Raw genomic sequence first — 27,000 nt, forward strand, 5'->3', positions numbered from 1 at the left:
GAAATCAGTTCCCTACTATGATATAATGACATAGTAGGGATTTTTTATGTCAATCAGGTGAAAGGAATAGCAGAAGTGGATAAGGAACTTGTATTGAGAAAGGTAAAAGAAGCATTTCCGAATGCTGTTCAACATGAAACGAATAGTTATACTGCCTTTAGCGTAGAAAATAAGAAAGATAAAAAAAGAAATTTTATAGAGATATCCAAGAGTAGAGTTGGGATAAAGGTAGCCATTCTTTCTCGTTTCTTATCCAGTCAGGAGAAGACCTTGTTTACCATTGCACCCAAGCAACATGGCTGGGCTATTGATGCTAATTGCTATATACAGTCGGAAGAGGATATCGATAGGGTCTTGCCTTTCATTCGGAAATCCTACGAGGGGGTTAGACTTAGTGAAAAACCATTTGCTGAGGTAAATGAACAAGTAATCAAAGAAAGGGACAAAATGAAATCGACATTAAAAACTAGCTTAATTACTTCCTACAACCTCATTCTCCGTGGGGCACCTGGTACAGGAAAAACTTATCTTGCCAAGCAAATTGCAGAGGAATTGACAGATGGACATCCAGAACAAATCGGTTTTGTTCAATTTCATCCTTCCTATGATTACACGGATTTTGTGGAAGGCTTGCGACCTGTAAAAGATGATTCTGGAGAAATCAAGTTTGACATCAAGCCCGGAATTTTCAAAGAGTTTTGTCAAAGAGCTATTAAATCCTCAAAATCAGGAGGGCAGGACAATTTTGACGAGGCTTGGGAAAAGTTTTGGGAGGCTGTTTCTGATGAGCCCGACGGCTATAAGATGAAAACACTTAAAGGTAAGCCGATGAATTTAGTGGCCTATGAGAAAGGGGATATGACTGGCGTAACAGAGAAAGAATCGGATAGTCGATTCTATAACCGTAACCAATGTTATAATGTTTACCGTGGCCTACCAGGAACGCCAAAAGGTGGCTTTGATACCTATCGCAAAGCGATTATTAAAGAAATGGCAGAAAAATTCGATCTAAAACCCTATCATGCTCCTGAAGATATTCAATCTGACAAAAAATTCGTCTTTATCATCGATGAAATCAACCGTGGGGAGATTTCCAAGATTTTTGGTGAGTTGTTCTATGCTATTGATCCTGGTTATCGGGGCAAAAAGGGAGCAATTTCGACTCAGTATGCCAATATGCATGAAGGGGAAGAAAAGTTCTATATTCCGGAAAATGTTTATATCATTGGTACCATGAATGATATTGACCGTTCGGTAGATAGTTTTGATTTTGCCATGCGACGTCGTTTTCGTTTTGTTGAGATAAAAGCTGAAGATTGTTTAGGGATGTGGAAGAATCAGCTAGACGACAGTAAGATTCTAGAAGCGACCATTCGACTGAGACATCTTAATCAGGCAATTGAAAAAATAGCGGATCTCAATCGAAACTACCATATCGGACCATCCTACTTTTTAGCTCTTCCGCAACTGGATTACGATTATGAACGGCTATGGCAAGATTATATTCAGCCCTTGTTGGAAGAATATCTTCGAGGTAGCTATCAAGAGGCGGAACAGTTAGAGGAATTGAAGGCTGCATTTGATAAGCTTGAGGAAATGGACGATGTGGATTAGAGACAATCAGCAAGGGATTTCGAAATCAGTTTTTAAAGAGCGGTATCCTTTTTTGGCGGATCACTTGCTTGATAGGAGTTTGGAGTCTTTGGCCAAAGAACAGGGTTTATTCCTGTTTCCGACGAGCTGGCAAGAAATTCCTGATCTCGACAAATCAGAAAAGCTGTTTGAGACTGTCGATCATTCCTTACGGACTGGAAATGTCATTGGCTTTATCGGATATCAGAATGACCAGTTGACGATTCATTCCCGCTTTGCTCAAAGTGATAAGGAAGATTATTTTCTGCATTACATGTTACAGAAGGTGCTTCATCTCAATGTCACCAATCTAGAAACCTCATTTTCACTCGAGCAGCAATTCTATCAGCTGTTTATTTGCCTTTTTCCATCATTTCTTCAGGCTGCTTTGCGAAAGGGACTCTACAAAGAATATCGCCGTTTTCATCATCATGATGCGAATTTGAAGGGAGCCTTGGATATCGCTCGGCAATTGAAAACTAGCACACCATTTGAAGGGAAGATGGCTTATAGCACCAGAGAGTTTTCTTTTGATAATAATCTGATGCAACTGGTCCGACATACTATCGAGTATATCAAGGGGCACCAACTTTCACGTACGTCCCTGCTATTTCAAGACAAGGATAGGGAGAATATAGAAACGATCATTCAAGCGACTCCTCGCTACCAATTAGCAGATAGAACAAAAATCATCTACCAAAACCAAGTTGCACCTGTTCGTCATGCTTATTATCATGAATATGGGACCTTGCAAAAACTTTGTTTGTTGATTCTGAAAGGAACAAGGCATGGTGTTGGGGAGAGGCAGCAGCAGAAAATTCAAGGTATTCTGTTTGATGTGGCTTGGCTATGGGAAGAATATCTAGCACAACTGTTAGGGGAAGAGTTTCACCATCCGCGAAATAAGGCGAAGAGCGACAGTTTTTCCATGTTTCAAGGTGGTAATGGGCGCATTTATCCTGATTTTGTTTCCCTTTCGAAAAAGGTTGTTGCGGATGCCAAGTACAAACCAATCGACAATATCAAAGGAAGAGACTACTTGCAGATAGTAGCCTATATGTACCGATTTGATGCTCGGAATGGCTTTTATTTATTTCCTCATTCTGGGAAAACTGAAGAGAGTAAGCAGTATGAATTGTTGGAGGGGAAATGCCAAAGAAGAAATGAACCAGTTGTGGTTGAAAAACTGGGCTTGGCGATCCCTCAAGGAGTAGCATCTTTTGATGAGTTTTGCCAGCAAATAGAAAGAAATGAGCAGGTCTTTCTACAGTCGCTTCTATCCAAGTCTAGGGGAGAAATCTCTGAGGTTATGGGGGCAAAATAATTGTTTCCCTAAGAAAAATCAACTATACTAAACCTATCAACTAGAAAAGAGAAGAAGATGAAATCATTTTGGATGAACTTAGCAGTAGCAGACCTTGAAAAAGCTGGTCAGTTTTATGAAGCGGTTGGTTTTTCTGTGGCGACTTTTGGAGATACCAAGTCAGCAACCTTGCCAGAAGGTGGTAACTTGATTTTGATGTAGGCAGATACTTTTGCCCAACGCGTACCATTTCAGCTAGCAACTAGTGGCAATGAAGTCTTGATTTCACTTAATGTAGCAACTAAAGAAGAAGTGGACAGCCTTATTGAGCGTGTAGAAGTCAATGGTGGACAAATTACAGGTCGTCCGACAGATGCCTATGGCTTTTATGGTGCCAGCTTTACAGATTTGGATGGACATCATTTCAACGTGATTGTTATGTAAGATGCTCTTGTTTTTTCAATAACGATTTATTTTTAAAGTTTAAATAAGAAAATCGTTCGTCATAGCTTATGGATTGGGAGAATCTGAGGATTCTTCCTTTTTTTCATGCTGGATTTTGATATAATAGGAATTATGAAAAAAGTCATCGAATTCAAGAATTTTTCCTTTAAATACAATGCGCAGACGGATGCGACTTTACATGGTATTGATTTGACCATTTATGAAGGAGAAAAGGTGCTGATTATTGGACCATCTGGTTCAGGCAAGTCCACTCTCGGTCAGGTCTTGAATGGGATTATCCCTGCCATTCATAAGGGAACCCATACAGGGGATTTTGAACTGATGGGGATCCCTGCCTTTGACCAGTCTATTTACCAAAAATCTCTTATGGTCAGCACCGTTTTGCAAGATACGGATGGTCAGTTTATTGGGCTTTCTGTAGCAGAAGATTTGGCCTTTGCCTTGGAAAATGACATGGAAACCTTGGCGACTATGAAGGAGCGAGTTCATGACTGGGCAGAACGCTTAGACTTAAAAGAACTGTTGGACCATCGTCCCCAGGATCTCTCGGGAGGTCAGAAGCAACGGGTTAGCCTAGCAGGAGTCTTGATCGATGAAAGTCCGATTTTGTTGTTTGATGAACCTTTGGCCAATTTGGATCCAAAATCTGGACAGGATACCATTGATTTGATTGACCGGATTCATAATGAAGAAGGAACAACGACCATTATTATCGAGCACCGCTTGGAAGATGTGCTTTACCGCCAGGTGGACCGAATTGTCTTGATCAATGGTGGGCGTCTGGTCTTTAATGGTCATCCTGACCAACTCTTACAATCGGATTTGCTGCAAGAAAATGGTATTCGAGAGCCGCTCTATCTAGCAACTTTACGTGCCCTCGGTTATCAATTGGCGGATATTTCTCATCCATCTTCATTGGAAAAAATAGATTTGATAGACCGAGCTATTCCAGATTTACCGCATATTGAACGAGCTCAGAAGGATCGCAACCCCCTGCTAGAGATTTCTCAGTTGCAAGTCGCTTACGGAGATCATCAAGTGATTCCTGATATGGATCTGACGATTTACCAGGGAGAACGCCTGGCTATCGTCGGAAAAAATGGTGCAGGAAAATCGACCTTGGCAAAGGCCCTCTGTGGTTTTCTGCCTGTTCAAGGTCAGTTTTTGTGGCAGGGTCAATCCATAGCGGATGACTCTGTCAAAGAAAGAGCCCAGCGGATTGGCTATGTTTTACAAAATCCCAACCAAATGATCAGTCAGACTATGATTTTTGATGAAGTTGCCTTGGGATTGCGCCTCAGAGGAGTGGCAGAAGACCAGATTCAAGGCAAGGTCGAGTCAGTCTTGGAAGTGTGCGGACTCTATCCATTTCGGAAGTGGCCCATTTCAGCCCTTTCGTATGGGCAGAAAAAGCGCGTGACCGTCGCTTCTATTTTGGTTCTGGAGCCTGATATTATCCTCTTGGATGAGCCAACAGCCGGACAGGACCAACGTCATTACCGTGAAATGATGGACTTTCTGAATCAACTAAATGCACAAGGGCAAACGATTGTGATGATTACTCATGACATGCAGCTGATGTTGGATTATTGTGACAGGGCCTTGGTTGTCGTAGATGGACAGATTGTCTATCAGGGACACCCAGCTGAACTCTTGGTCAAGCGACCAGTGATTGAGCAGGCCAATCTCAAGGAAACCAGCATTTTTCATCTGGCAGAGAAGATGGGCTTGGATCCTCTGGATTTGACCAATTTATACATGAAAACAGAAAGGAGAGAAACATGAGTCAACACTTAATCGGCTATCAACCTGGCAAAGGATTCATCTACCAGCTGTCAGCAGTTACAAAGATGCTCTTTTTCCTTTTGATCTCCATTATCGCCATGGTCACTTATGATACACGATTGATTCTGGTCATTGCGGTTTTTTCACTCAGTCTCTTTCGTTTGTCAAAAATTCGACTCAAGGACGTGTCTTTTGTCCTTGTATTTACAACGATTTTTGCCCTTCTCAATGCCTTGATGGTCTATCTGTTTGCTCCGCAATACGGAGTCAGCCTCTATGGCGCTAAGACTGTTTTATGGGAAGGTCTGGGCATTTATACAGTGACCAGTCAGCAACTGTTTTACATGCTTAACATGGTGCTCAAGTATTTTTGTACTGTTCCTCTGGCGGTAGTCTTTCTGATGACAACCCATCCCAGTCAATTTGCCTCTAGTCTGAATCAGATTGGCGTTCCCTATAAGATTGCTTATGCAGTCAGTCTCACCATGCGCTACATTCCAGATATCCAGGAAGAATTTTTCACAATTCGAATGTCTCAAGAGGCACGTGGTTTAGAGTTGTCTAAAAAAGGGAAATTGATGGATCGTATTAAGGGCAACCTTTCCTTAGTTGTTCCCTTGATTTTCAGTTCTTTGGGACGAATTGATACCATTTCAACTGCCATGGAATTGCGCCGCTTTGGAAAAAATTCGAAGCGGACCTGGTTTACTCACCAAGCTTTGCAAAAGCAGGACTACCTTGTTTTTCTAGTGATTGCCCTCTTTGCTTGTACAGCCATTGCACTATTTATTCTCAATCAAGGGCGATTTTATAATCCTTGGAAATAACGAAAAGGAGTTCCAGTTGGAACTCCTTTTAAAGTGGCCGTTTTGCTGGGATACCCGCCTTACGTGGGTACTTGTTTGGGGTTTCTTTTTTCTTTTCAACAACTGTCAGGGTACGGGGGTCGCCATTCGGCAATTGGTAATCCTGGTTTTCAATGACCTTGGCAAAGAGTAGGTTGAGGGCGTTCTTTGCAGCTTCCAGTTCGTTTTCAGCATCAGAAGCCTTGAGGGCTATCAAGCGACCATTGAGAGCTAAAAAAGGAATGGTTAGCTCTGATAAGACCTGCATGCGGGCAACCGCACGTGCAGTGACCAACTGAAATTGCGCCCGAAAATTCTTGTCATGGGCAAAGTCCTCTGCACGACCATGGTAAAAATGTACTTTTTCCAATTTCAGTTCTTCAGCCAAATGGTTCAAAAAGGTGATGCGCTTGTTGAGAGAGTCGATAATCGTCACCTCAAGCTCTGGAAATACAATCTTCATTGGTAAGCTTGGAAAGCCAGCTCCAGCCCCGATGTCTAATAGCTTGAAATTTTGGTTGGTAATATACCCCTGTAAAATTGGAGCAAGGGAATCAAAGAAGTGTTTGAGATAGACCTCCTCTTCTTCTGTGATAGCCGTTAGATTGATTTTTTCATTCCACTCTACCAAGAGTTGGAAGTAGCGTTGGAATTGCTGTTTCTGTTTGTCTGTTAAGACTATGCCCTTCTGAGCAAGTGTTAGATAAAATTCTTCTGGTTTCATACCTCTATCTTATCACATTCCACAAAAAAAGAAAAACCCAGCCCCTTGTCGCGACCACCAAAGTTTTCACTTGTTGGTTTGCAGTTCAAAGGGTTGGGTTCTTTTATTAGTCGTTATTATTGGATTGATTTTGATTTGTATCTGTTGTTGTCGTTTCAGATGTTGTTTGACTGGTTTCAGTAATTGTTTGACTAGATTCAGTCGTTGTGGATTCAGTCTCAACAGCAGTAGATGAAGTGGTTGAAGATTGGGAATTATAATTGTTATTATAAGAATTACGATAGTTGTAACTATTGTAGAGGATGTTGTTGTAACTGTCGCTGCCTTTCAAGTAGAGGTTACTACCGTATTGGTAGAGTCCCTCAGGCATTTCCCAATCGACAGCTGTCTCAACTGGGTTGAGGTAGGCCATCATGTTGCGGAAGACATCTGTTGCAATCTTCATACCGCTATCCAAGACAGGTGTCTTTCTATTAGTGTAACCTGACCAGACAGCCATAGCATATTTGGTCGAATAACCAACAAAGTTTTCATCGGGGACGACCATCATGCTGTAATTAGCTGCTTCATTGTTGGCAAGAATTTCTGTGTACTCACTATCCGTGTAGTTTGAGGTACCGGTTTTACCAGCCATTGGGACACCTGTTACAGCACCATTTAACCCAGTTCCCAATGTCATAACGCTCTTCAGCATATCTGTCATCATGTAGGCTGTTTCAGCTGTCATGACACGATTGCCTTCTGGTTGGAACTCTTGTTTGGTTCCGTCCGTAAAGACGACCTTATTGACATATTGCGGTTTGTAGTAGGTACCGCCGTTGGCAAATGCTGCATAGGCAGCTGCCATCTTCTCGCTACTTGCTCCATATTCACTACTAGACTCAGTTGTATTACTTGAGATAGCGTTTGAATAGAGGAGTTGTGGGTAATTGATGCCGACGCTGTTCAAGAAGCTGAGGGCCTTGTCCAAACCAGTTTCCTCAAGTGCTTTTACAGCGGGTACGTTTCGTGAATACTGGAGGGCTGTCTTGACAGAAATTGTGCCGTAGTAACTTCTATCCCAGTTGTAAACTGGAGTAGTTGTTCCAGGGTAGTAATAAGGGCCGTCTAGAATGGTATCTGCAGTTGAATTATAGATACCATTTTCAATCGCTGGGGCATAGTCGGTAATGGGTTTCATGGTTGAGCCGAAGTCGCGATTGGTTTCAACTGCCTGGTTGGTACCAAACGATACGCTACTTGATTGATTTCGCCCGCCAAGTTGAGCAACAACCTTACCATTGCTGACATCGACGACTGTTGAGGCTACTTGGAAAGTAGTGTCTGGATAGGTGATATATAGGTCTGTGTTATAGATATTCCAGAGCTGTTGTTGTGCTGCAGTATCGACGTTTGTATACACATCCATACCAGTCGTCAAGAGGTTGTAACCTGTTTTTTCTTCTACTTCAGCAATGACTTCCTTGAGGTAGTTGTCCATATATGCTGGATAGGCTGAAGTGCTAGTTAAGGGTTGTAGGCCATCTGTAATAGGTGTCACGACCGCTTGTTCATATTGTTCCATAGTGATGTAATCCAGCTTCAACATCTGAGAAAGGACTAAATCACGGCGGTTCTTGGCAACTTCAGGCTGAGTATACGGATCGTACTGGTTTGGGGCTTGTGGCATACCAGCCAAAAGGGCTAGCTGGGGTAGGGTCAGGTCTTTCAGTTCTTTGCCGTAAAATGCTTGGGCAGCTGTCTTCATCCCGTAGTTTCCGTTGGACATATAGACCTTGTTTACATAGTAAGTCAAGATGTCTTGTTTGGTTTTCATACGCTCCAGTTTGAGGGCAAGCCAAGCTTCTTGGATCTTACGCTTGATGTTTTGGTCCTCTGTCGAAGTCGAGAAGTAAGTTAATTTAATCAGCTGTTGGTCCAAGGTTGATCCACCTTGCAGATTTCCACCGCTCAGGTTGTTGAGCAAGGAACCAGCGATACGAATTACATCGACACCGCGGTGATTAAAGTAACGCTGATCTTCAATGGCGACAATAGCGTTGACCAAATCCGTAGGGATTTCAGATGCATCTGCATTTGAGCGTTTTTCTGCTCCTAGGTCAGCAATGAGCGTGCCGTCCTTGTCATAAATTTTACTTGAAACCGTTGCTGTCAATGTTTCCTCAGTCAATTCAGGAGCAGTAGCGATGTAATAACCTGCTAAGCAGGCTCCTGCAAGAAAGACAAAAAGAAAGAGTCCCATTAGGATATTGGCACCAAGCATCAAGATGCGTTTGGTATTTGGATTATTCAATGGAGTCACCACCTAAAAATTTTTCTTCAACAATTGTTAGATAGGGAAGGCTTGGATAGCCACCCATTTTGATTTCATAGCCATTTTCTTGGATATAAGAAAGTGGCAGAGATTTGCTACCATTATCAAGGTCATAGTAATGAAGCAAAGAGGAGGCAGGCAAGAGATAGGTCTCTCCAATGGTTGAAAAGTGGAGTAAGACAAAGGCAATGCCACCCTGTTGGAGTACCATCCGCATATGTTCCAGCTGGTGCTGGTGGAAGTTCTTCATCGGCATGGATGTCTTTTGTCTGGTTTCCTTGGCTTCGAAATCTATGTAGCGACCCTTGAAGACACCGGAGTAATCCGTTGTTGAGGCTTGTCTAAAGTAGGCTTCAACAATCTTGGCCCGACTCCGCTGAGGATAATCAACTTTTACAATCTGAACAGGAGTGGGTTTCTTGTGGATTACCGCAAGGTTTCTACTTAGATAGTATTGATTGCTGTCGTTAATGGCCGCTTCGAAGGTCATTCCGCGGTTGGCAAAGGAAATTTTTTCGTCTGGTCGCGGTTTTCCCCGCGGCACTACTTTTCTCCCAATTTGGTGAGGGTATTTGACCATAGTTCCTCTTCTTGATAAAATAGTATCAGCATATTATACCATAAAGAGGGGATTTTCAACAAATAATGACTTCTAAAACCGTATTGATCCAAGGCTACCGAGCTCATGAGCTGGGGATATTTGGTCAGAAAGATCCACGATTGGCGATTATCAAAGAGGCTATTCGTAAGGATCTGATTTCCTTACTAGAAGAGGGGGCGAACTGGTTTGTCTTCACAGGACAACTGGGGTTTGAATACTGGTGTTTGGAGACCTTATTGGACTTGAAAAAAGAGGGGTATGAATGCCAGATTGCCACGATTTTTTTATTTGCTAATCATGGAGAGAATTGGCAGGAACATCAACAGGAAAAATTGGCCCTCTTTCGGCAACAGGATTTTGTGAAAATTGCCTTTGAACGGTATGAAAATCCATCCCAATTTCGGGAGTTTAATCAATTTCTTCTAGATAAGACCAATCAGGCCTATGTATTTTATGAACCTGAAAATGAAACACAATTGAAATACCTTTACAATCTGCTGCTAACAAAAGAGGCTTATACTGTTAAAACGCTTACCTTTGAACGTCTAAATGAGGTGGCGGAAAATTTTGAAAAATTTGAGTGATTTGACTTGATTTTTCCCTATTTTTTTTAATATAATAGAATTAGTGACGTTTAGATTAGGGAGAGAGACATGGCAAGTATTAAATTTACAACTAAAGATATTTTTGAACAAGATTTTAAGATTGGTTTTCGTGGGTATGATCAGGATGAAGTCAATGATTTTTTAGATGAAATCATGAAGGACTATGACGCCTATGAAGCGATTATCAAGGAGTTGAAGGGTGAGATTGCACGCTTGAAAGCACAAGCAGCTAATGGTAATAAGCCAGTTGCACCAGTTGAAGAAACAACGACAATCCGTACGGAACGAATGACATCAGCAACAAACTTTGATATTCTTCGCCGTCTCAATCGCTTGGAAAAAGAAGTATTTGGAAAGCAAATCGTTCAAGAATAGAGCATTTGTGAAGTGTGTGCAATTTTTGGATAATCGCGTGGTAGCTATCTACCATGAGGAAAGTCCATGCTAGCACTGGCTGTGATGCCGGTAGTGTTTGTGCTAGGCGAATGCATAAGCCTAGGGACGTCTTTGACGTTACGGCGACTAAAATGGCTACGTCTTCGGATATGCCAAAGTAGGTCTGAAAGTGCCACAGTGACGAAGTTTTTATGGAAACGTAAAAAATGGAACGCGGTAAACCCCTCAAGCTAGCAACCCAAACTTTGGTCGGGGCATGGGATGGATGGAAACGAACAGAAATCCTGACTGTTTAGAACAGTAGACAGATGATTATCGAAGGTGGTAGGCCTAGTACCACTGGAACAAAACATGGCTTATAGAAAATTGCATAAATAGGTAGCTAGCTTTGCTAGCTTTTATTATAGAGGAAATACATGAAAAAACAATTTGAGCTGATTGCAACAGCGGCAGCGGGACTGGAAGCAGTTGTTGGAAGAGAATTAAAAGATTTGGGTTACAGCTGCCAAGTGGAAAACGGGCGAGTTCGGTTTACAGGTGGGGTCAAAGAAATTATTGAAAGCAATCTTTGGTTGCGTTCGGCTGACCGTATCAAAATTGTAGTAGGGCAATTTCCGGCTAGAACCTTTGAAGAACTGTTTCAAGGTGTGTTTGGCTTGGATTGGGAAAATTACCTGCCCTTGGGCTGTAAGTTCCCTATTTCCAAGGCAAAATGTGTCAAGTCCAAACTGCATAACGAACCAAGTGTACAAGCTATTTCGAAAAAAGCAGTCGTAAAAAAATTGCAGAAGCACTATTCTCGACCAGAAGGCGTTCCTTTGCAAGAAGTTGGGGCAGAGTTCAAAATTGAGGTCTCCATTTTGAAGGACCATGCGACGGTTCTGATTGATACAACAGGATCTAGTCTTTTTAAACGGGGTTATCGGGCGGAAAAAGGCGGAGCACCTATCAAGGAAAATATGGCAGCTGCGATTTTGCAGTTGTCCAACTGGTATCCAGATAAGCCCTTGATTGATCCAACCTGTGGCTCAGGGACTTTCTGCATCGAGGCAGCTATGCTGGCTAGAAATATTGCGCCTGGTTTGAAGCGTTCCTTTGCTTTTGAAGAATGGAATTGGGTAGATCGAGACTTAGTTTTGCGTCTTCGTAAAGAAGCTCAGGCTGCTATCCGACAAGACCTAGTATTGGATATTGCGGGTTCGGACATCGATGGCCGTATGGTGGAAATAGCGAAAAAGAACGCCGTGGCCGCTGGAGTTGCAGATGATATTGTCTTCAAACAGATGCGATTACAGGATTTACGGACGGACAAAATCAACGGTGTCATTATTTCCAATCCTCCCTATGGTGAACGCTTGCTGGAAGATAAAGACTTGATTGACCTATACCGTGAAATGGGACAGACCTTTGCTCCCCTAAAAACCTGGTCTCAGTTTATTTTGACAAGCGATGAATTATTTGAACAACGTTTTGGCCGACTGGCGGATAAGAAACGCAAACTTTATAACGGAACTTTGAAGGTTGACCTCTACCAATTTTTTGGTCAACGTGTCAAGCGAAATACAGAAAAGGTAGGATGACAAGTGGTAGATAAGAACAAACAATTCGTAGATGGTCAAGAAGAAAAGGTGCTGGATTTTGAAATAGCCAAGGATTTGACGGTCGGTGAGGCCGTCAAAAAACACAAGGAGATTGTTGCGGGGGTGACAGAAGAAGATGGTCTTTTGGACCGTTACATCAAGCAACACCGTGCAGAAATTGAATCCAAAAAAGCATGGGCAAAAGAAGAAGTTGCAGCTCCTGTGGCAACTGCTGTAGAGACAGCGAAAGAAACGGTTGAACAAGAGACAAAGCAGTTTGATCTTCCTAAGGAATCAGCTGCAACCATCGACCCGCTACCAGTAGTAGATAGTTTAGCGGAAGAAGAGGAAGATGATTTTGTTCTCGGTCCTGTTGAGGGGACCTCGGCTCAGAAGAAGAAACTCTGGATTTGGGCGAGCTTGGGTCTAGCCTTTCTAGCAACCTTGGTGTCTGCTTTTATCTGGTTGAACCGCTCTTCGTCTTCAAATACAAGTTCGTCTTCTTCAAGCTCGACAAGCCAAACTAGTTCGGCAACTAGTTCAAGTTCAGAAGATGCGAACTTAACTGCAGTTAACGAACTTTACGCAAGTTTCTTTACTGACTCAAGCCTGTCAAAATTGAAAAATAGCGCTTTTGATAGCCTATCAGATTTGAAGGCGATTTTGGACAAGATGGATAGTTCTTCAGATGCCTACAAGGAAGCAAAAGCTAAGTACGATAGCCTTGAAAAAGCCATCGCAGCTACTCAAGCTATCAACAGCCAGTTTGATAAGGCCTTGATTGTGGATGGTGAGTTGGATACGACGGCAACAGCCAATTCTGGCGCAAGATTTACAGCGACTGCAACAGGAATCTCTAGCGTAGATGCTACCTTGACAGCAGCTATCAACTTTGGACAATCACAACTAGAAAATGCAGCAACGGTAGCAAGTTCAAGCAGTCAAGCAGCTGCCAATACAACAGCAAGTACAACGGCAAGTAGCACCAGTCAGGCGACGACAAGCGCTGCAGTAACCAATTCTGTTAGCGTCCTTTACGGTATTGCTGTACCAGAAGGAGTGACCTTGCAACGCAACCTCAGCCGTGTGCCATATGATCAGGCTAAGATTGATGATGTCAACAACGAAGCGTGGAACTTTAACCCAGGCATCCTTGAAAACATCATTGCCATCTCACAACAACGTGGCTATATTTCTGGAAACAACTATATTCTTGAAAAAGTCAATATTATTAATGGAAATGGCTATTACAACCTGTTCAAGCCAGACGGTACCTACCTCTTCTCAATCAACTGTAAGACAGGTTACTTTGTTGGAAATGGCTCTGGCCACTCAGATGCATTGGATTACTAAACAAAAGAACAGCAGATAATCTGCTGTTCTTTTTAGATTGGTTTACGGTCAAAGGCGTCAGATGAAATACCTTGTTCTAAAATCAATTTCGCCCATTCTTTAGCAGAGTGGAGGCTATGGTCTTTGTAATTGCCACAGGATTCAATGGTTGTGCCAGGAACGTCTTCCCAAGTAATGGCAGTAGCGATTTCTTCAAGAGAAGCCTTGATAACTTTTGCAATTTCTTCAGGATCTTGTTTTCCCCACATAATCATGTGGAAGCCAGTGCGGCAACCAAAAGGTGAGCAGTCAATCAAGCCATCGATGCGTTGGCGGATTAATTTTGCTAAGAGGTGCTCGATGGTATGGAGGCCAGCAGTATCCATGGCATTTTCGTTGGGTTGAACCAGGCGAATATCAAAGTTGGTAATCACATCTCCCTTAGGGCCTTTTTCTTCTGAAATCAGTCGGATATAGGGTGCTTTTACAATGGTGTGGTCCAATTCAAAACTTTCTACAATGACGTCTTTAGGCATATGTTTCTCACTTTCTAAAATTCCTTCCAAATCATTATATCATATTTTAATTTTTTGAATTGTGAAATCGTTTCAATTATGATAGAATAAAAGAAGATTTTTGTGAAAATCTAATCGAAAAAAGAGGTAGAAAAATGGAATTTGTTACACTTGTAGTGACACTTGTTTCTGCTCTCATCGGTTTAGTCATTGGTTATCTAGCCATTTCTTTGAAAATGAAATCTGCAAAAGAAACTGCAGAACTGACACTTTTATCTGCTGAACAAGAAGCCAGCAACATGAGAGGTAAGGCAGAGCACGAAGCAGAAGCAATTCTTGCAACTGCAGAACGTGACCGCCAGACCCTCAAAAAAGAGTTGCTCTTGGAAGCGAAAGAAGAGGCACGAAAATATCGGGAGGAAGTTGCAGAAGAGTTTAAGTCTGAAAGACAAGAACTGAAGCAGACTGAGCTTCGCTTAACGGAGCGGGCCAGCAGCTTAGACCGCAAGGACGATAATTTAACGAACAAAGAAAAGGCTTTAGAGCAAAAGGAACAAAGCCTAACTGATAAATCTAAACACATTGATGAGCGCGAGCAAGCTGTCCAAAAATTGGAAGAAGAAAAGGCGTTGGAATTGGAGAAAATTGCTTCTCTGACCCAGGACCAGGCTCGGGAGCAAATCTTGACAGAGACACGGGACAAGCTGACCCATGAAATTGCGACCCGCATCAAGGATGCTGAGCGTGAGGTGAAAGAACGTGCGGATAAAACCGCGAAAGATTTGTTGGCACAAGCTATGCAACGGATCTCAGGTGAGTATGTGGCAGAGCAGACCATCACATCCGTTCACTTGCCAGACGATGCCATGAAGGGAAGAATCATTGGTCGTGAAGGCCGTAACATTCGTACCTTCGAAAGCTTGACGGGGATTGATGTTATTATTGATGATACGCCAGAAGTGGTTGTCTTGTCTGGCTTTGATCCTATTCGTCGTGAAATTGCCCGCATGACCATGGAAGCCCTGTTGCAAGACGGACGGATTCATCCAGCTCGCATCGAAGAGTTAGTTGACAAGCATCGCTTGGAGATGGACAACCGCATCCGCGAATATGGTGAAGCTGCAGCTTATGAAATTGGGGCACCAAATCTTCACCCTGATTTGATTAAGATTATGGGGCGCTTGCATTTCCGTACATCTTATGGTCAAAATGTCCTCCGTCATTCGATTGAAGTGGCAAAATTGGCTGGAGTCTTGGCCGCTGAGTTGGGTGAAAATGTCAATCTAGCCCGTCGTGCAGGTTTCTTGCATGATATTGGGAAAGCCATCGACCGTGAAGTGGATGGAAGTCACGTTGAAATCGGTACAGAATTGGCCCGTAAGTACAAAGAAAATCCAATCGTTGTCAACGCTATTGCCAGTCACCATGGGGATGTTGAAGCAACCAGCACTATTGCTGTGATTGTTGCCGCAGCGGATGCCTTGAGTGCAGCTCGCCCAGGTTCACGTCGTGAATCCATGGAAGCTTATATCAAGCGTCTACAAGACTTGGAAGAAATTGCGAATAGCTTTGATGGTATTAAGCAATCCTATGCGATTCAAGCAGGTCGTGAAGTGCGGATTATCGTTCATCCAAACAAAATTTCGGACGATCAGATCACTATCTTGGCACATGATGTGCGTGAAAAAATCGAGAACAACTTGGATTATCCTGGAAATATCAAGGTTACGGTTATTCGAGAAACTAGAGCAACAGATATTGCAAAATAAGAAGCAACCGACAGGTTGCTTTTTTCAATCCCTTCATCAAGGTGTTGAAATCTAGTCAGATTTTTGTTACACTAGATTGAAAGATGAAAAGGAGATGTCATGACCGAACGTGGCTTGCTAATTGTATTTTCTGGTCCTTCCGGGGTTGGAAAAGGAACTGTTCGAAAGGAAATCTTTGATAGTTCTGATAATAAATTTGAATATTCAGTTTCCATGACGACGCGTCCTCAGCGACCTGGTGAAGTGGACGGAGTAGATTACTTCTTCCGTTCAAGAGAAGAATTCGAAGATTTGATTCGTCAGGGTCAGATGTTGGAATACGCAGAATATGTTGGAAACTACTACGGGACGCCCTTGACATATGTCAATGAAACACTTGACAAGGGGATCGATGTCTTTCTTGAAATTGAAGTTCAAGGAGCGCTGCAGGTAAAACAAAAAGTGCCAGATGGAGTCTTTATTTTCTTGACCCCACCTGACTTGGAAGAATTGCAGGATCGCTTGGTTGGGCGTGGAACAGATAGCCAGGAAGTGATTGAGCAACGGATCGAGCGTGCTAAAGAAGAAATTGCCCTCATGCGCGAATACGATTATGCAGTTGTCAATGACCAAGTGCCTTTGGCGGCTGAACGTGTCAAACGAATTATTGAAGCGGAGCATTTCCGAGTAGATCGTGTCATTGGTCGCTACGATGAGATGATTAGTGAAACAGCTCATAGATAAGAAAAGTAGATAGAAAAGAGTAAACGATTATGATGTTAAAACCTTCGATTGATACCTTATTGGATAAGGTGCCATCAAAGTATTCTTTGGTGATTTTGGAAGCCAAGCGTGCCCATGAATTGGAAGCGGGAGCAAAACCAACCCAAGAATTTACTTCTGTTAAATCCACCTTGCGTGCCTTGGAAGAAATCGAGGCTGGCAACGTAGTGATTCACCCAGATCCAGAAGCCAAACGTGAAGCTGTTCGTCGTCGTGCAGAAGAGGCGAAACGTTTAGCAGAAGAAGAAGAGCGTAAAATCAAGGCTCAAATTGCCAAAGAGAAAGAAGATGGCGAAAAAATCTAGACACCTAAACTCAGTTGGCTTCCAGCTGAGTTTCTTTTGATTTTAGAAAGGAGGTTCTATGTTAGCGGAGATTATCGTGGATGTTCCCCTTATGCAGACGGACAAGCCCTATTCTTATCGTATCCCATCCCAGTGGGAGGGGATGGTGCAAATCGGTGTGAGAGTCCATGTCCCCTTTGGCAAGGGAAATCGTTTGATCCAAGGGATTATTGTGGGATTATTGGATGAGCCAGCGTCGGAGGATACCAAGGACATAGCGGAAATCTTGGATTTCCGTCCCGTTTTGACTACGGAGCAACTCTGGTTGGCGGAACAATTGCGAAAGACTGTCTTTTCTTACAAAATCAGCCTCCTCAAAGCTATGTTGCCCAACCTCCTAAACTCCAGCTACGATAAGGTTTTACGTCCCAAGGTTTCTTTGGAAAAAGCAGAGCAGGAAAGCTTGTTTGGAGGGCGTGAGGAGATTCGATTTTCGGATTTGGATGTCGAGCATCAGGCACGTGTCATGCGATTGGCCCAGGCTGGCAAGATTGAGGTGGATTATGTTGCCATGGATAAAAAACACATCAAACGGGAAAAATGGTACCGGGTCTATCAGGACAAGCTAGCAGACTTTGACATTAGCAAGCGTGCCAAGAAACGCCAAGAGCTTAAAGATCTGCTCTTGCAGCAGGCAGAGCCTGCGCCCCTAGCAAGTCTGCGAAAGAACTATTCCAAAGAGATCCTCGACTTTTTTGAGGAACAAGGACTAATCGAGGTCTGGGAGGAGGAGGTCAGTCGCAGTCAAGCTTACTTTGACAAGGTGGAGGCTAGCCAGGCCCTGACCTTAAATCCTGAGCAAGCTATTGCGGTGGAGCAGATTGTCTCGACCGTTGGTCAGGAGAGCCAGACCTATCTGCTGCAAGGCGTGACGGGGTCTGGTAAGACGGAGGTCTATCTGCAGGTGATTGAGCGGGTCTTGGCTCAGGGAAAAACGGCTATTATGCTGGTGCCAGAAATTTCTCTGACGCCACAGGTGACCAATCGTTTTATCGCTCGGTTTGGTCAGCAGGTGGCTATATTGCACTCAGGCCTGTCGGACGGTGAGAAGTATGATGAGTGGCGGAAGATTGAGCAGGGGCAGGCTCAGGTCGTGGTCGGTGCTCGGTCGGCAGTCTTTGCTCCCTTGAAAAATCTGGGGGTCATTATCATCGATGAGGAGCACGAGGCCACCTATAAACAAGACAGCAATCCCCGCTACCATGCACGTGAAGTGGCCAAGTTGCGAGCAGATTACAACCAGGCAGTCTTGGTGCTCGGTTCTGCAACGCCTAGTTTGGAAACTAGGGCTCGTGCCAGTCGTGGCTTGTACGGTCTTCTAAGGCTTAATCAACGGGCCAATCCGCTGGCCAAAATTCCAGAGGTGCAGGTAGTGGATTTTCGCGATTATATCGGTCAGCAGGAAGCTGGCAATTTTACCCCGATCCTCTTGGATAAAATCCGTGAGAAATTAGAGAAAAAGGAGCAGGTGGTCCTCATGCTCAACCGCAGGGGCTATTCTTCCTTTGTCATGTGCCGGGATTGTGGGACGGTTGACCAGTGTCCCAACTGTGATATTTCCCTGACCTTGCACATGGATAGTCGGTCCATGAACTGCCACTATTGTGGTTTTCAGAAGGCTATTCCCCAGATCTGTCCCAATTGCCAGTCGCGGTCCATTCGCTACTACGGTACGGGGACCCAGAAGGCTTATGATGAATTGCAGGAACTGCTACCAGAGGCACGGATTTTGCGAATGGATGTGGATACCACACGGAAAAAGGGAGCTCACGAGGGCTTGTTGGACCGCTTTGGTCGGGGAGAAGCCGATATCTTGTTGGGCACCCAGATGATTGCCAAAGGACTGGATTTTCCAAACGTAACCCTGGTCGGCGTTCTCAATGCGGATACAGCTCTGAATCTGCCTGATTTCCGTTCTTCTGAGCGGACTTTCCAACTTTTAACTCAGGTGGCTGGTCGTGCTGGTCGAGCTGACAAGGAAGGGGAGGTTTTGATTCAGACCTACAACCCCAACCATTACGCCATTGCCTTTGCCAAGAATCAGGATTACGAAGGCTTCTACCAATATGAGATGAACATTCGTCGCAATCTGGGTTATCCTCCCTATTATTTCACGGTTGGATTGACCCTGTCGCACAAGTCGGAAGATTTTGTGGTGCAAAAGGCTTTTGAGGTGGTCAGCTTCTTACGGGAAAATCTTAGCGATAGCATTCGCATCTTGGGGCCAACTCCCAAACCCATTGCCCGCACCCATAACCTCTATCATTATCAAATTATCCTCAAGTACCGCAAGGAAGAAAATCTGGAAGCAGTTCTCAACCATATCCTGGACAAGACCCAGGAAAAGGAAATGAAGGATTTGCGGATGGTCATTGATAATGAACCGCAGAACATGATGTAAGTTAATAGGAGGCTGAAAAACAGCCTCTTTTTATCGTGAATAGGGCTTGGATTAAGGAAAAAATAAGCAAAAATGGTATAATTAAAGGATAGTAAGAGGAGAATGAATAGGATGACAAAAATTATTTTTATGGGAACGCCAGCCTTTGCTGCGACCGTATTGAAAGGAATTTTAGCTGATAGTCACTATGAGGTGTTAGCTGTGGTGACTCAGCCAGATCGTGCAGTTGGTCGAAAAAAAGTAATTCAAACGACCCCTGTGAAAGAGGTTGCATTAGCCTATGATTTACCAGTTTATCAACCGGAGAAATTATCAGGCAGTTCAGAGATGGAAGCGATTATGAGTCTAGGAGCGGATGGCATTGTTACAGCTGCTTTTGGACAATTCTTGCCTACAAGATTGCTTCATTCAGTTGATTTTGCAGTCAACGTTCATGCTTCGCTCCTACCTAAATATCGTGGTGGTGCACCGATTCATTATGCCCTTATAAATGGTGATGAACGAGCAGGTGTCACTATTATGGAAATGGTCAAAGAGATGGATGCAGGCGATATGATTGCAGCTGATAGCATCGCCATCGAAGAGACGGATAATGTCGGCACTCTTTTTGAGAAACTAGCGGTAGTTGGTCGTGATTTATTGCTTTCCAGTCTGCCAGCCTATCTTGCAGGGAACCTGAGACCAGTCGCTCAAGATCCAAGTCAAGTCACCTTCTCGCCGAATATCCAGCCGGAAGAAGAGGTTTTGGATTGGTCCAAGACAGCTCGTCAGCTCTTCAATCAAGTTCGTGGTATGTATCCATGGCCGGTTGCCCATACTTACTGGAAGGGTGAGCGTTTTAAAATCCAAGAAGCAGTCGCTGTGGAAGGTGAAGGGCCTGCAGGTCAGGTTATCAGCCGCAACAAAAAGGAGTTAATCGTAGCAACTGGTCAGGGTGCTCTGTCACTCTTGACTGTTCAACCCGCAGGCAAGCCTAAGATGACTGTTGCAGATTTTCTCAATGGTGCAGGGCGCGACCTAGCAGTAGGAGATCGTTTTGGTGAGTAAGAAAGAATCGGCTAGAAGCCTTGCTTTATCGGTTTTGGTAGAAGTCTTTGATAAGGGAGCCTATTCCAATATTGCCCTTCAGCAAGCTCTGTCTCAAGCTGAGTTATCAGACAAGGACAAGGGCCTGGTGACGGAGCTGGTTTACGGAAGTTTGTCTCGAAAAATTACCCTCGAATGGTACTTGGCTCATTTTATCGAAGACAGAGAAAAGTTGGATAGCTGGGTTTATTATCTACTCATGCTGAGTCTCTACCAAATGTGTTATTTGGACAAAATTCCTAACCATGCAGTCGTCAACGAAGCCGTCGAGTTAGCCAAAAGAGGCAAGGGAACGGATAAGTTTGTCAATGCGCTCCTGCGAAAAATTCTGGCTACGGATTTGCCAAATCCTGATACCATCAAGCGTAAGAACAAGCGCTATTCAGTCCTCTATTCCCTGCCTGTATGGTTGGTGACGAGATTGATTGAAGAGTATGGCGAAGAACGCGCGGAGGCAATATTTGCTAGCTTACTTGTCCGCAATAAGGCCAGCGTCCGTGTGACGGATTCCAGTTATTTTGAAAACCTACAAGTTTCCTTGGATGCAAAACCCTCTGCGATTTCACCAGTCGGCCTGGTCAAGGACCATGGACATTTTGCTGGGACGGATTATTTTCAACAAGGATTGCTGACCATCCAAGATGAATCCAGTCAGCTGGTTGCACCGACACTTGATTTACAGGGAGATGAGCAGGTCCTAGATGCTTGTGCAGCGCCTGGTGGAAAAACCTGTCATATGGCTTCTTATCTAACCAGTGGCCAAGTGACAGCCCTGGACCTGTATGACCATAAATTAAGGTTAATTGAAGAAAATGCTCAGCGACTTGGTCTTACTGACCGTGTCCGCACGCAGAAGCTCGATGCCATGCAAGTTGCTGAAACATTTGGTCCAGATCGCTTCGACAAAATCCTAGTTGATGCACCTTGTTCTGGTATTGGTTTGATTCGTCGGAAACCAGATATCCGTTATAATAAAGAAACGCAAGATTTTGCATCCCTACAGGCAGTTCAGTTGCAGATTCTGGATAGCGTTTGCCAAAGTCTTAAAAAAGGTGGTATAATGACCTATAGCACCTGTACTATTATAGCCAAGGAAAATCAGGAAGTGCTTCGAGCATTTTTAGAGACTCATCCTAATTTTGAGCAGGTACCGCTTCATCATTCTCAAAAGGAATTGATGGTGGACGGATGCCTCTTGATAACCCCTGAACAATTTTTGACAGATGGCTTTTTCATCGGTCAAGTGAAAAGAATATCCTAATATGAGGAGGTTGCTGTACAACAGCAGAAAAGATATATGAAGATTAGTTTGTTAACAGATGTTGGTCAAAAAAGATCCAACAACCAAGATTACGTCAACCGTTATACTAACCGAGCTGGAGTTGACTTGATCCTCCTTGCAGATGGGATGGGTGGTCACCGCGCTGGGCATATTGCTAGCGAAATGACGGTTACAGACCTTGGAACTCTTTGGGTCGATTCCCATATCAATCACTTAAATGATGTGAGAGAATGGTTTGTCCAAGTTTTGGAAGAGGAAAACCAAAAGATTCACCAGTTAGGCTTGCAAGAAGAGTACAAAGGAATGGGAACAACCTTAGAAGCGGTAGTTGTTATTGAAAATCAGATGATTTATGCCCATATTGGCGATTCACGTATTGGACTTGTCCGTGGAGAAGAGTACCAACGCCTGACAAATGACCATTCTCTTGTAGGTGCCTTGGTACGCGCTGGTCAAATTACTGAAGAAGAGGCACAACGCCATCCTCAGAAAAACTTTGTGACCCAATCGATTGGGCAACAAGAACCAGTTGAGCCAGATATTGGACTCAAGACCTTGGAAATTGGTGACTATGTTGTCATTAACAGTGACGGCTTGACCAATATGGTTTCAACAGAAGATATTCGAGACATTGTACTTAGCGACGTTTCATTAGAGAGCAAGGCGGAGACACTGATTCGTTTTGCAAATAATGCAGGAGGTTTAGACAATATCACCGTAGCTCTTCTTCAGATTACGGAGGGTAGTTGGTAATGATTCAAATTGGTAAAATCTATGCTGGGCGGTATCGTATTGTCAAGCAGATTGGCCGAGGAGGAATGGCAGATGTCTATATGGCACGAGATTTGATCTTGGATGGGGAAGAAGTTGCTGTAAAGGTTCTTCGTACCAACTACCAGACAGATCAGATTGCTATCCAACGTTTCCAGCGGGAAGCACGTTCTATGGCTGAACTGGATCATCCCAATATTGTCCGTATTACTGACATTGGTGAAGAAGATGGGCAACAATACCTAGCAATGGAATATGTCAATGGACTGGATTTGAAAAAGTACATCAAGGATTTTGCTCCTTTGTCTAATGATGATGCGGTTCGAATTATGGGCCAGATTCTACTTGCTATGCGTATGGCACATACCCGGGGTATTGTCCATCGTGACTTGAAGCCCCAAAACGTCTTGTTGACCGAAGACGGAACCGCTAAGGTAACGGATTTTGGGATTGCAGTTGCCTTCGCGGAAACCAGCTTGACCCAGACCAACTCCATGTTGGGCTCAGTTCACTACCTTTCTCCTGAACAGGCTAGAGGTTCGAAAGCAACCGTTCAAAGTGACATCTATGCCATGGGAATTATCCTCTTTGAGATGTTGACTGGTCGGATTCCTTATGATGGAGATAGTGCGGTTACGATTGCCCTCCAGCATTTCCAAAAGCCGCTGCCATCTGTTCGGGAAGAAAATCCAGCTGTACCACAGGCTTTGGAAAATGTTGTGATGAAGGCAACAGCGAAAAAACTATCCGCTCGTTATAAGTCTGTGGCAGAGATGTATGCAGACTTGGCTTCAGCCCTTTCTTATGAACGCCGAAATGAAGCCAAAGTGATTTTGGATGATAATAAGGTTGATACAAAAACCCTACCAAAACTGGCTCAAGTCAATCCAGAAGCAACAACGCCGAGTAAAAAACAGGCTAAACAAGAAGCTAAGAAAGAAAAAGTTGCAGCCAAAAACAAGCCAAAACCTGCTCCGCTTCCAAAAGCGCAGAAAAAACGTCGTGGTATGCGTACCCGTTACAAGGTCTTACTTGGTTCCATCTTTTTGATGCTAGCAGGATTTGTTGCCATCCTCTACAACACACCGGCAACAGTCCAAGTCCCAGACGTTACAGGTCAGACCTTGGAAGTTGCGAAAGAAAAAATTGAAACTGCAGGTCTCTTGGTTGGAAATGTAACCAGTGAGGCGTCGACGGAAATTCCAGAAGGCTCAGTGATTCGTACCAATCCGGCGGCAAAAAGCTCCAAGCGAGAAGGGTCGACAGTTGATATTGTTGTGGCGGTTGAAGAGGCGATCAATATTCCGGATTTGGTTGGAAAAGATGCAGAGACTGCCCAGGCCGAACTAGAGAACCTAGGTTTTGAAGTTGTCCTGAAAGAAGATTACAGTGATACTGTTTCGGCAGGTAAGGTTATCAAAACCAGCCCAAATGCCAATACCTCTCATCAAAAAGGAACCACAGTAACTGTGACTGTTTCTAAAGGGGTAGAACCAGTCGAAGTTCCAGATGTAACAGGAAAATCGCTATCAGAAGCGACACAAATGCTCAAATCCGCAGGTTTGATTGTCGGAACGACGACAGAAGAATTTAGTGTTCAAGTGGAGTCAGGCTATGTGATCAGCTCGGATCCAGTTGCAACAACCACCCTAGAAAAAGGCACGGCCGTTAACTTGGTTGTGTCGAAAGGTCAAGCAGCGGTGATGCCAGACTTTGGGGTTTTACAAGTTAGCTATGCAGAGGCCAGAAGGCAACTACAAGCCCTGGGAGTTGATGTTACAACTATTGAAAAATTTGTTGACAATGCCTATACTTCTACGACAGGAGATTTGGTTGTCGGACAATCTCCGGGAGCAGGAGAGTCCATCACAGGGACTGTAACGCTCTATGTCACAGTTGCTTCGTCAAGTAGTTCATCAACAAGCTCTACTGGAACAACAACTACCACAAGTAGTTCGAGTTCGACATCTACTTCAAGTAGCCAATAAAATATACATGAGGTTGGGGCAAACCCAGCCTCACTTTTTATATAGGCTGTCCTTTCGAATGGGCAACACCAAGCTCTAACATTCAGCAATTCCATCTCAGGATGGATGACATTCAGTCGATTTTTGGTACAATAAGAAGGAAAGGGAAAACTATGCGCAAAGTTCAATTTTTTCTATTGGTAGAATCGATCATCTTTACCCTAGCCTTTTTTGACGTATTGGCTAGTCAACAAGCCCGCAGTTTGCTTTTTATAGCATTTGTTATCTTGGGCTTGTGGTATCTTTTGGGGCGTCGGCAAGGAAATCTCCTCCTCTTAACAGGTATTTACTTGATTTTTCTGGTCTTTCTGCTCAATCCCTTCTTTATATTTGGGATTATTCTACTTATTGTTTACATTTTTTTCAATTTTTTCTCCCGTTACCAAAAACAAAACCAGTACACCCACTTGGTATTTGAAGATACGGCTTTGGCAGTCAAACGGGATAAAAATCACTGGTTTGGAAACCAAGATCATCACTATGATCAATTCGGTTACGAAGATATTAACATGATCCGACTCTTTGGAAATGATGTGATTGATTTGGATGAAACCATCTTGACAGGGCGAGACAATATTTTTGTTGTTCGAAAAACTTTTGGAAAAACCAAGATTATCGTACCAATCGATGTGGAAGTTTCCCTGTCGGCATCCAGTATCTATGGCAGTGTTCGATTTATGGGACAACCTCAGCTAGATTTGCGAAATGAAAATGTTTCCTTATCCAGTCCCAATTATTTGCAATCGCATAAGCGGATAAAAATCGTTGTCAATTCGATTTTGGGTGATGTGGAGGTGGTAAGCGTATGATGAAAGCAGGTCGTCTCCTCCTCTACGTTTGGTATGCTATCCTCTTGGTTCTTGTTGTATTGGCAGCTATCTTCCCCCTTCTAGAACACCCTCTCATGGATGTCACTTTTTGGGTTGAAACAGATCAACTTGTTTTCACCATTGTCATCCTCATCATCGTCCTGTCAATCTTTCTTTGGATTTTTGTTCAATCGTCGGTCTTGCTTGCAACCCGCTCCATGCGCCAAAAAATGAAGTTGATTTTGCAAAACAAACCCGTTTTTTCACAGGCGGAAGAAGAGGAGGAATTGGTAGCCCTGTCTAAAAAGGTCCGCATGTTGACTCGTCAAGTACAGCTAGTTGATAATTTGGATTTGGTGAAACGAGAGGAGATTGTTGAAGGGGAACGTAAACGGATTGCCCGAGAATTGCATGATACAGTCAGTCAAGAATTATTTGCGAGCTCCATGATACTATCAGGGATTGCAGGAAATTTGACCAGTATAGATGCAGCAACCCTGCAGACCCAGCTACTCTCGGTCAAGGAAATGCTGGAATCAGCTCAGAAAGATTTGCGTATTTTACTTCTCCATTTACGCCCAAGTGAGTTGGACGGTCGTAATCTGGTAGACGGATTTGAACTGATATTACGCGAAGTTGAAGATAAGAGTTCGATTCAAGTCCATTTTCAGCACCAGGTGGACCAATTACCTAAGGCGATTGAAGACCACCTCTTCCGCATTGCCCAAGAAATTATCAGCAACGCCCTTCGTCATGCCAAGGCCCAGCATTTGGATGTGTTTCTTATTCAGAAGGAAGCAGAGCTACAACTGAAAATTACAGATGATGGCATCGGAATGCAGGTAGAGCAAGAAGAAGAGGTCAGCTACGGGCTGAAAAATATTCAGGAACGAGTAGAAGATATGGCAGGAACTATCAAAATACGGACAGCGCCTCAAAAAGGTGTCTCCATTGATATCCGTATTCCCTTATTGAAAGGAAAAGAACATGAAGAAGATTAGTGTGCTCTTAGTTGATGACCACCAGATGGTTAGACTGGGATTGAAAAGTTATCTCAATCTGCAAGCCAATGTGGAAGTGATTGCAGAAGCTGAAGATGGACAAGAAGGACTGGAAAAAGCCCTGAGTCTTCGTCCAGATGTTATTTTGATGGATTTGGTCATGCCCAAGATGACTGGAGTGGAAGCGACACTTGAGATTCTTTCTCAGTGGAAGGAAGCCAAAATTGTAATCCTGACGTCTTACCTAGACAACGCCAAGATCTATCCAGTCCTAGAAGCTGGGGCAAGAGGCTACATGTTGAAAACATCGAGTGCAGATGAGATATTGCGGGCGATTGAAAAAGTAGCAGACGGTCAATTTGCAATTGAAACGGAAGTAGAGAAGAAAGTTGAAGATCAAAAACGCCATCCAAATCTCCATGATGATCTGACTGCGCGTGAACGGGAAATTCTTTCTTTATTAGCCAAGGGTTACGATAATCAGCGCATAGCCGATGAATCCTTTATCTCCCTCAAAACCGTTAAAACCCATGTTTCCAATATCCTTTCTAAATTGGAAGTTAGTGACCGGACGCAAGCAGTAGTTTATGCCTTTCAACATGGCCTAGTAGCGCAAGACGCAGAATAGTGGTATAATGGGAAAATATGATA

Annotated in this window: 25 protein-coding genes and 1 other RNA gene; 22 read left to right on the forward strand and 4 right to left on the reverse strand. The window is 43.7% G+C overall.

Annotated elements, in window-relative coordinates; genetic code table 11:
* Nucleotides 1-57: 57 nt before the first annotated feature.
* From PXH68_RS01955 to PXH68_RS01980, 6 genes are all read left to right on the forward strand, one after another.
* Nucleotides 58-1,614, forward strand: a complete 1,557-nt coding sequence (locus PXH68_RS01955; protein WP_413790278.1) for an McrB family protein — start codon at nt 58-60, stop codon at nt 1,612-1,614.
* Nucleotides 1,604-2,956, forward strand: a complete 1,353-nt coding sequence (locus PXH68_RS01960; RefSeq protein WP_248027135.1) for an McrC family protein — start codon at nt 1,604-1,606, stop codon at nt 2,954-2,956. The genes PXH68_RS01955 and PXH68_RS01960 overlap by 11 nt, the downstream gene beginning before the upstream one ends.
* Nucleotides 2,957-3,013: 57 nt before the next feature.
* A complete protein-coding gene (locus PXH68_RS01965; RefSeq protein WP_248027133.1) occupies nt 3,014-3,157 on the forward strand; it encodes a hypothetical protein in 144 nt (47 codons plus the stop codon).
* A 57-nt stretch (nt 3,158-3,214) separates the two neighbouring features.
* Nucleotides 3,215-3,379 carry a VOC family protein gene (locus PXH68_RS01970; RefSeq protein ID WP_208564564.1) on the forward strand — a complete coding sequence of 55 codons (165 nt, stop codon included), beginning with the start codon at nt 3,215-3,217 and terminating at the stop codon, nt 3,377-3,379.
* 132 nt (nt 3,380-3,511) lie between these two features.
* Nucleotides 3,512-5,185, forward strand: a complete 1,674-nt coding sequence (locus PXH68_RS01975; protein ID WP_248027131.1) for an ABC transporter ATP-binding protein — start codon at nt 3,512-3,514, stop codon at nt 5,183-5,185.
* Nucleotides 5,182-6,012: an energy-coupling factor transporter transmembrane component T family protein gene (locus PXH68_RS01980; protein ID WP_248027129.1), complete on the forward strand. Its 831-nt coding sequence runs from the start codon at nt 5,182-5,184 to the stop codon at nt 6,010-6,012. Before PXH68_RS01975 ends, PXH68_RS01980 begins: the two co-directional genes overlap by 4 nt.
* Nucleotides 6,013-6,040: 28 nt before the next feature.
* Here PXH68_RS01980 and rsmG read toward each other — a convergent pair whose 3' ends face one another.
* The 3 genes from rsmG to recU form a co-directional block, all read right to left on the reverse strand.
* The gene (rsmG, locus tag PXH68_RS01985) at nt 6,041-6,754 is read right to left on the reverse strand and encodes a 16S rRNA (guanine(527)-N(7))-methyltransferase RsmG (RefSeq protein WP_248027127.1); all 714 of its coding nucleotides are present in this window, start codon (nt 6,752-6,754) and stop codon (nt 6,041-6,043) included.
* A gap of 106 nt (nt 6,755-6,860) precedes the next feature.
* Complete coding sequence (pbp1a, locus tag PXH68_RS01990) at nt 6,861-9,017, reverse strand: penicillin-binding protein PBP1A (RefSeq protein ID WP_248027298.1); 2,157 nt, start codon at nt 9,015-9,017, stop codon at nt 6,861-6,863.
* Nucleotides 9,018-9,039: 22 nt separating this feature from the next.
* Complete coding sequence (recU, locus tag PXH68_RS01995) at nt 9,040-9,648, reverse strand: Holliday junction resolvase RecU (RefSeq protein ID WP_205031343.1); 609 nt, start codon at nt 9,646-9,648, stop codon at nt 9,040-9,042.
* Nucleotides 9,649-9,713: 65 nt separating this feature from the next.
* On the opposite strand from recU, the gene PXH68_RS02000 reads away from it, so the two are divergent.
* The 5 genes from PXH68_RS02000 to PXH68_RS02020 all read left to right on the forward strand — a co-directional run bounded on the left by PXH68_RS02000 (nt 9,714) and on the right by PXH68_RS02020 (nt 13,603).
* The gene (locus PXH68_RS02000) at nt 9,714-10,253 is read left to right on the forward strand and encodes an SLOG family protein (protein WP_248027125.1); all 540 of its coding nucleotides are present in this window, start codon (nt 9,714-9,716) and stop codon (nt 10,251-10,253) included.
* A gap of 69 nt (nt 10,254-10,322) precedes the next feature.
* Nucleotides 10,323-10,649 carry a cell division regulator GpsB gene (gpsB, locus tag PXH68_RS02005; RefSeq protein ID WP_158455612.1) on the forward strand — a complete coding sequence of 109 codons (327 nt, stop codon included), beginning with the start codon at nt 10,323-10,325 and terminating at the stop codon, nt 10,647-10,649.
* 21 nt (nt 10,650-10,670) lie between these two features.
* Nucleotides 10,671-11,034, forward strand: an RNA gene (rnpB, locus tag PXH68_RS02010) — RNase P RNA component class B.
* A 52-nt stretch (nt 11,035-11,086) separates the two neighbouring features.
* Nucleotides 11,087-12,250 (forward strand): THUMP domain-containing class I SAM-dependent RNA methyltransferase, encoded by a 1,164-nt coding sequence (locus PXH68_RS02015; RefSeq protein WP_248027123.1) that lies wholly within the window; start codon nt 11,087-11,089, stop codon nt 12,248-12,250.
* A 3-nt stretch (nt 12,251-12,253) separates the two neighbouring features.
* Nucleotides 12,254-13,603 (forward strand): cell division site-positioning protein MapZ family protein, encoded by a 1,350-nt coding sequence (locus PXH68_RS02020; RefSeq protein WP_248027122.1) that lies wholly within the window; start codon nt 12,254-12,256, stop codon nt 13,601-13,603.
* A 32-nt stretch (nt 13,604-13,635) separates the two neighbouring features.
* Here PXH68_RS02020 and PXH68_RS02025 read toward each other — a convergent pair whose 3' ends face one another.
* Nucleotides 13,636-14,118, reverse strand: a complete 483-nt coding sequence (locus PXH68_RS02025; protein WP_205031340.1) for an S-ribosylhomocysteine lyase — start codon at nt 14,116-14,118, stop codon at nt 13,636-13,638.
* Nucleotides 14,119-14,252: 134 nt separating this feature from the next.
* Here PXH68_RS02025 and PXH68_RS02030 point away from each other — a divergent pair, with 134 nt between their 5' ends.
* The 11 genes from PXH68_RS02030 (at nt 14,253) to PXH68_RS02080 (ending at nt 26,977) form a co-directional block, all read left to right on the forward strand.
* The gene (locus tag PXH68_RS02030) at nt 14,253-15,866 is read left to right on the forward strand and encodes a ribonuclease Y (protein WP_158455606.1); all 1,614 of its coding nucleotides are present in this window, start codon (nt 14,253-14,255) and stop codon (nt 15,864-15,866) included.
* A gap of 99 nt (nt 15,867-15,965) precedes the next feature.
* The gene (gmk, locus tag PXH68_RS02035) at nt 15,966-16,589 is read left to right on the forward strand and encodes a guanylate kinase (protein ID WP_158455604.1); all 624 of its coding nucleotides are present in this window, start codon (nt 15,966-15,968) and stop codon (nt 16,587-16,589) included.
* 29 nt (nt 16,590-16,618) lie between these two features.
* On the forward strand, nt 16,619-16,933 hold the full coding sequence (rpoZ, locus tag PXH68_RS02040) for a DNA-directed RNA polymerase subunit omega (RefSeq protein WP_158456068.1): 315 nt from the start codon (nt 16,619-16,621) through the stop codon (nt 16,931-16,933).
* Nucleotides 16,934-16,991: 58 nt separating this feature from the next.
* Entirely contained in the window at nt 16,992-19,373 is a 2,382-nt protein-coding gene (locus tag PXH68_RS02045; RefSeq protein WP_248027120.1) for a primosomal protein N', read from the forward strand.
* 111 nt (nt 19,374-19,484) lie between these two features.
* Nucleotides 19,485-20,420, forward strand: coding sequence for a methionyl-tRNA formyltransferase (gene fmt / locus PXH68_RS02050; RefSeq protein ID WP_205031338.1), 936 nt, complete (start codon nt 19,485-19,487; stop codon nt 20,418-20,420).
* Complete coding sequence (gene rsmB, locus PXH68_RS02055) at nt 20,413-21,720, forward strand: 16S rRNA (cytosine(967)-C(5))-methyltransferase RsmB (protein ID WP_398582966.1); 1,308 nt, start codon at nt 20,413-20,415, stop codon at nt 21,718-21,720. The genes fmt and rsmB overlap by 8 nt, the downstream gene beginning before the upstream one ends.
* Nucleotides 21,721-21,756: 36 nt before the next feature.
* Nucleotides 21,757-22,494 (forward strand): Stp1/IreP family PP2C-type Ser/Thr phosphatase, encoded by a 738-nt coding sequence (locus tag PXH68_RS02060; protein ID WP_158455596.1) that lies wholly within the window; start codon nt 21,757-21,759, stop codon nt 22,492-22,494.
* On the forward strand, nt 22,494-24,500 hold the full coding sequence (gene pknB / locus PXH68_RS02065; protein ID WP_248027297.1) for a Stk1 family PASTA domain-containing Ser/Thr kinase: 2,007 nt from the start codon (nt 22,494-22,496) through the stop codon (nt 24,498-24,500). Before PXH68_RS02060 ends, pknB begins: the two co-directional genes overlap by 1 nt.
* 152 nt (nt 24,501-24,652) lie before the next feature.
* Nucleotides 24,653-25,348, forward strand: coding sequence for a cell wall-active antibiotics response protein LiaF (gene liaF / locus PXH68_RS02070; protein ID WP_248027116.1), 696 nt, complete (start codon nt 24,653-24,655; stop codon nt 25,346-25,348).
* Entirely contained in the window at nt 25,348-26,349 is a 1,002-nt protein-coding gene (locus tag PXH68_RS02075; protein ID WP_398582973.1) for a sensor histidine kinase, read from the forward strand. Before liaF ends, PXH68_RS02075 begins: the two co-directional genes overlap by 1 nt.
* Nucleotides 26,336-26,977 (forward strand): response regulator transcription factor, encoded by a 642-nt coding sequence (locus PXH68_RS02080; RefSeq protein WP_158455590.1) that lies wholly within the window; start codon nt 26,336-26,338, stop codon nt 26,975-26,977. The genes PXH68_RS02075 and PXH68_RS02080 overlap by 14 nt, the downstream gene beginning before the upstream one ends.
* The last annotated feature ends 23 nt before the right edge of the window (nt 26,978-27,000 follow it).

Origin of the sequence: Streptococcus sp. 29896 (assembly GCF_032594915.1) — a bacterium.
GTDB lineage: Bacteria > Bacillota > Bacilli > Lactobacillales > Streptococcaceae > Streptococcus > Streptococcus suivaginalis.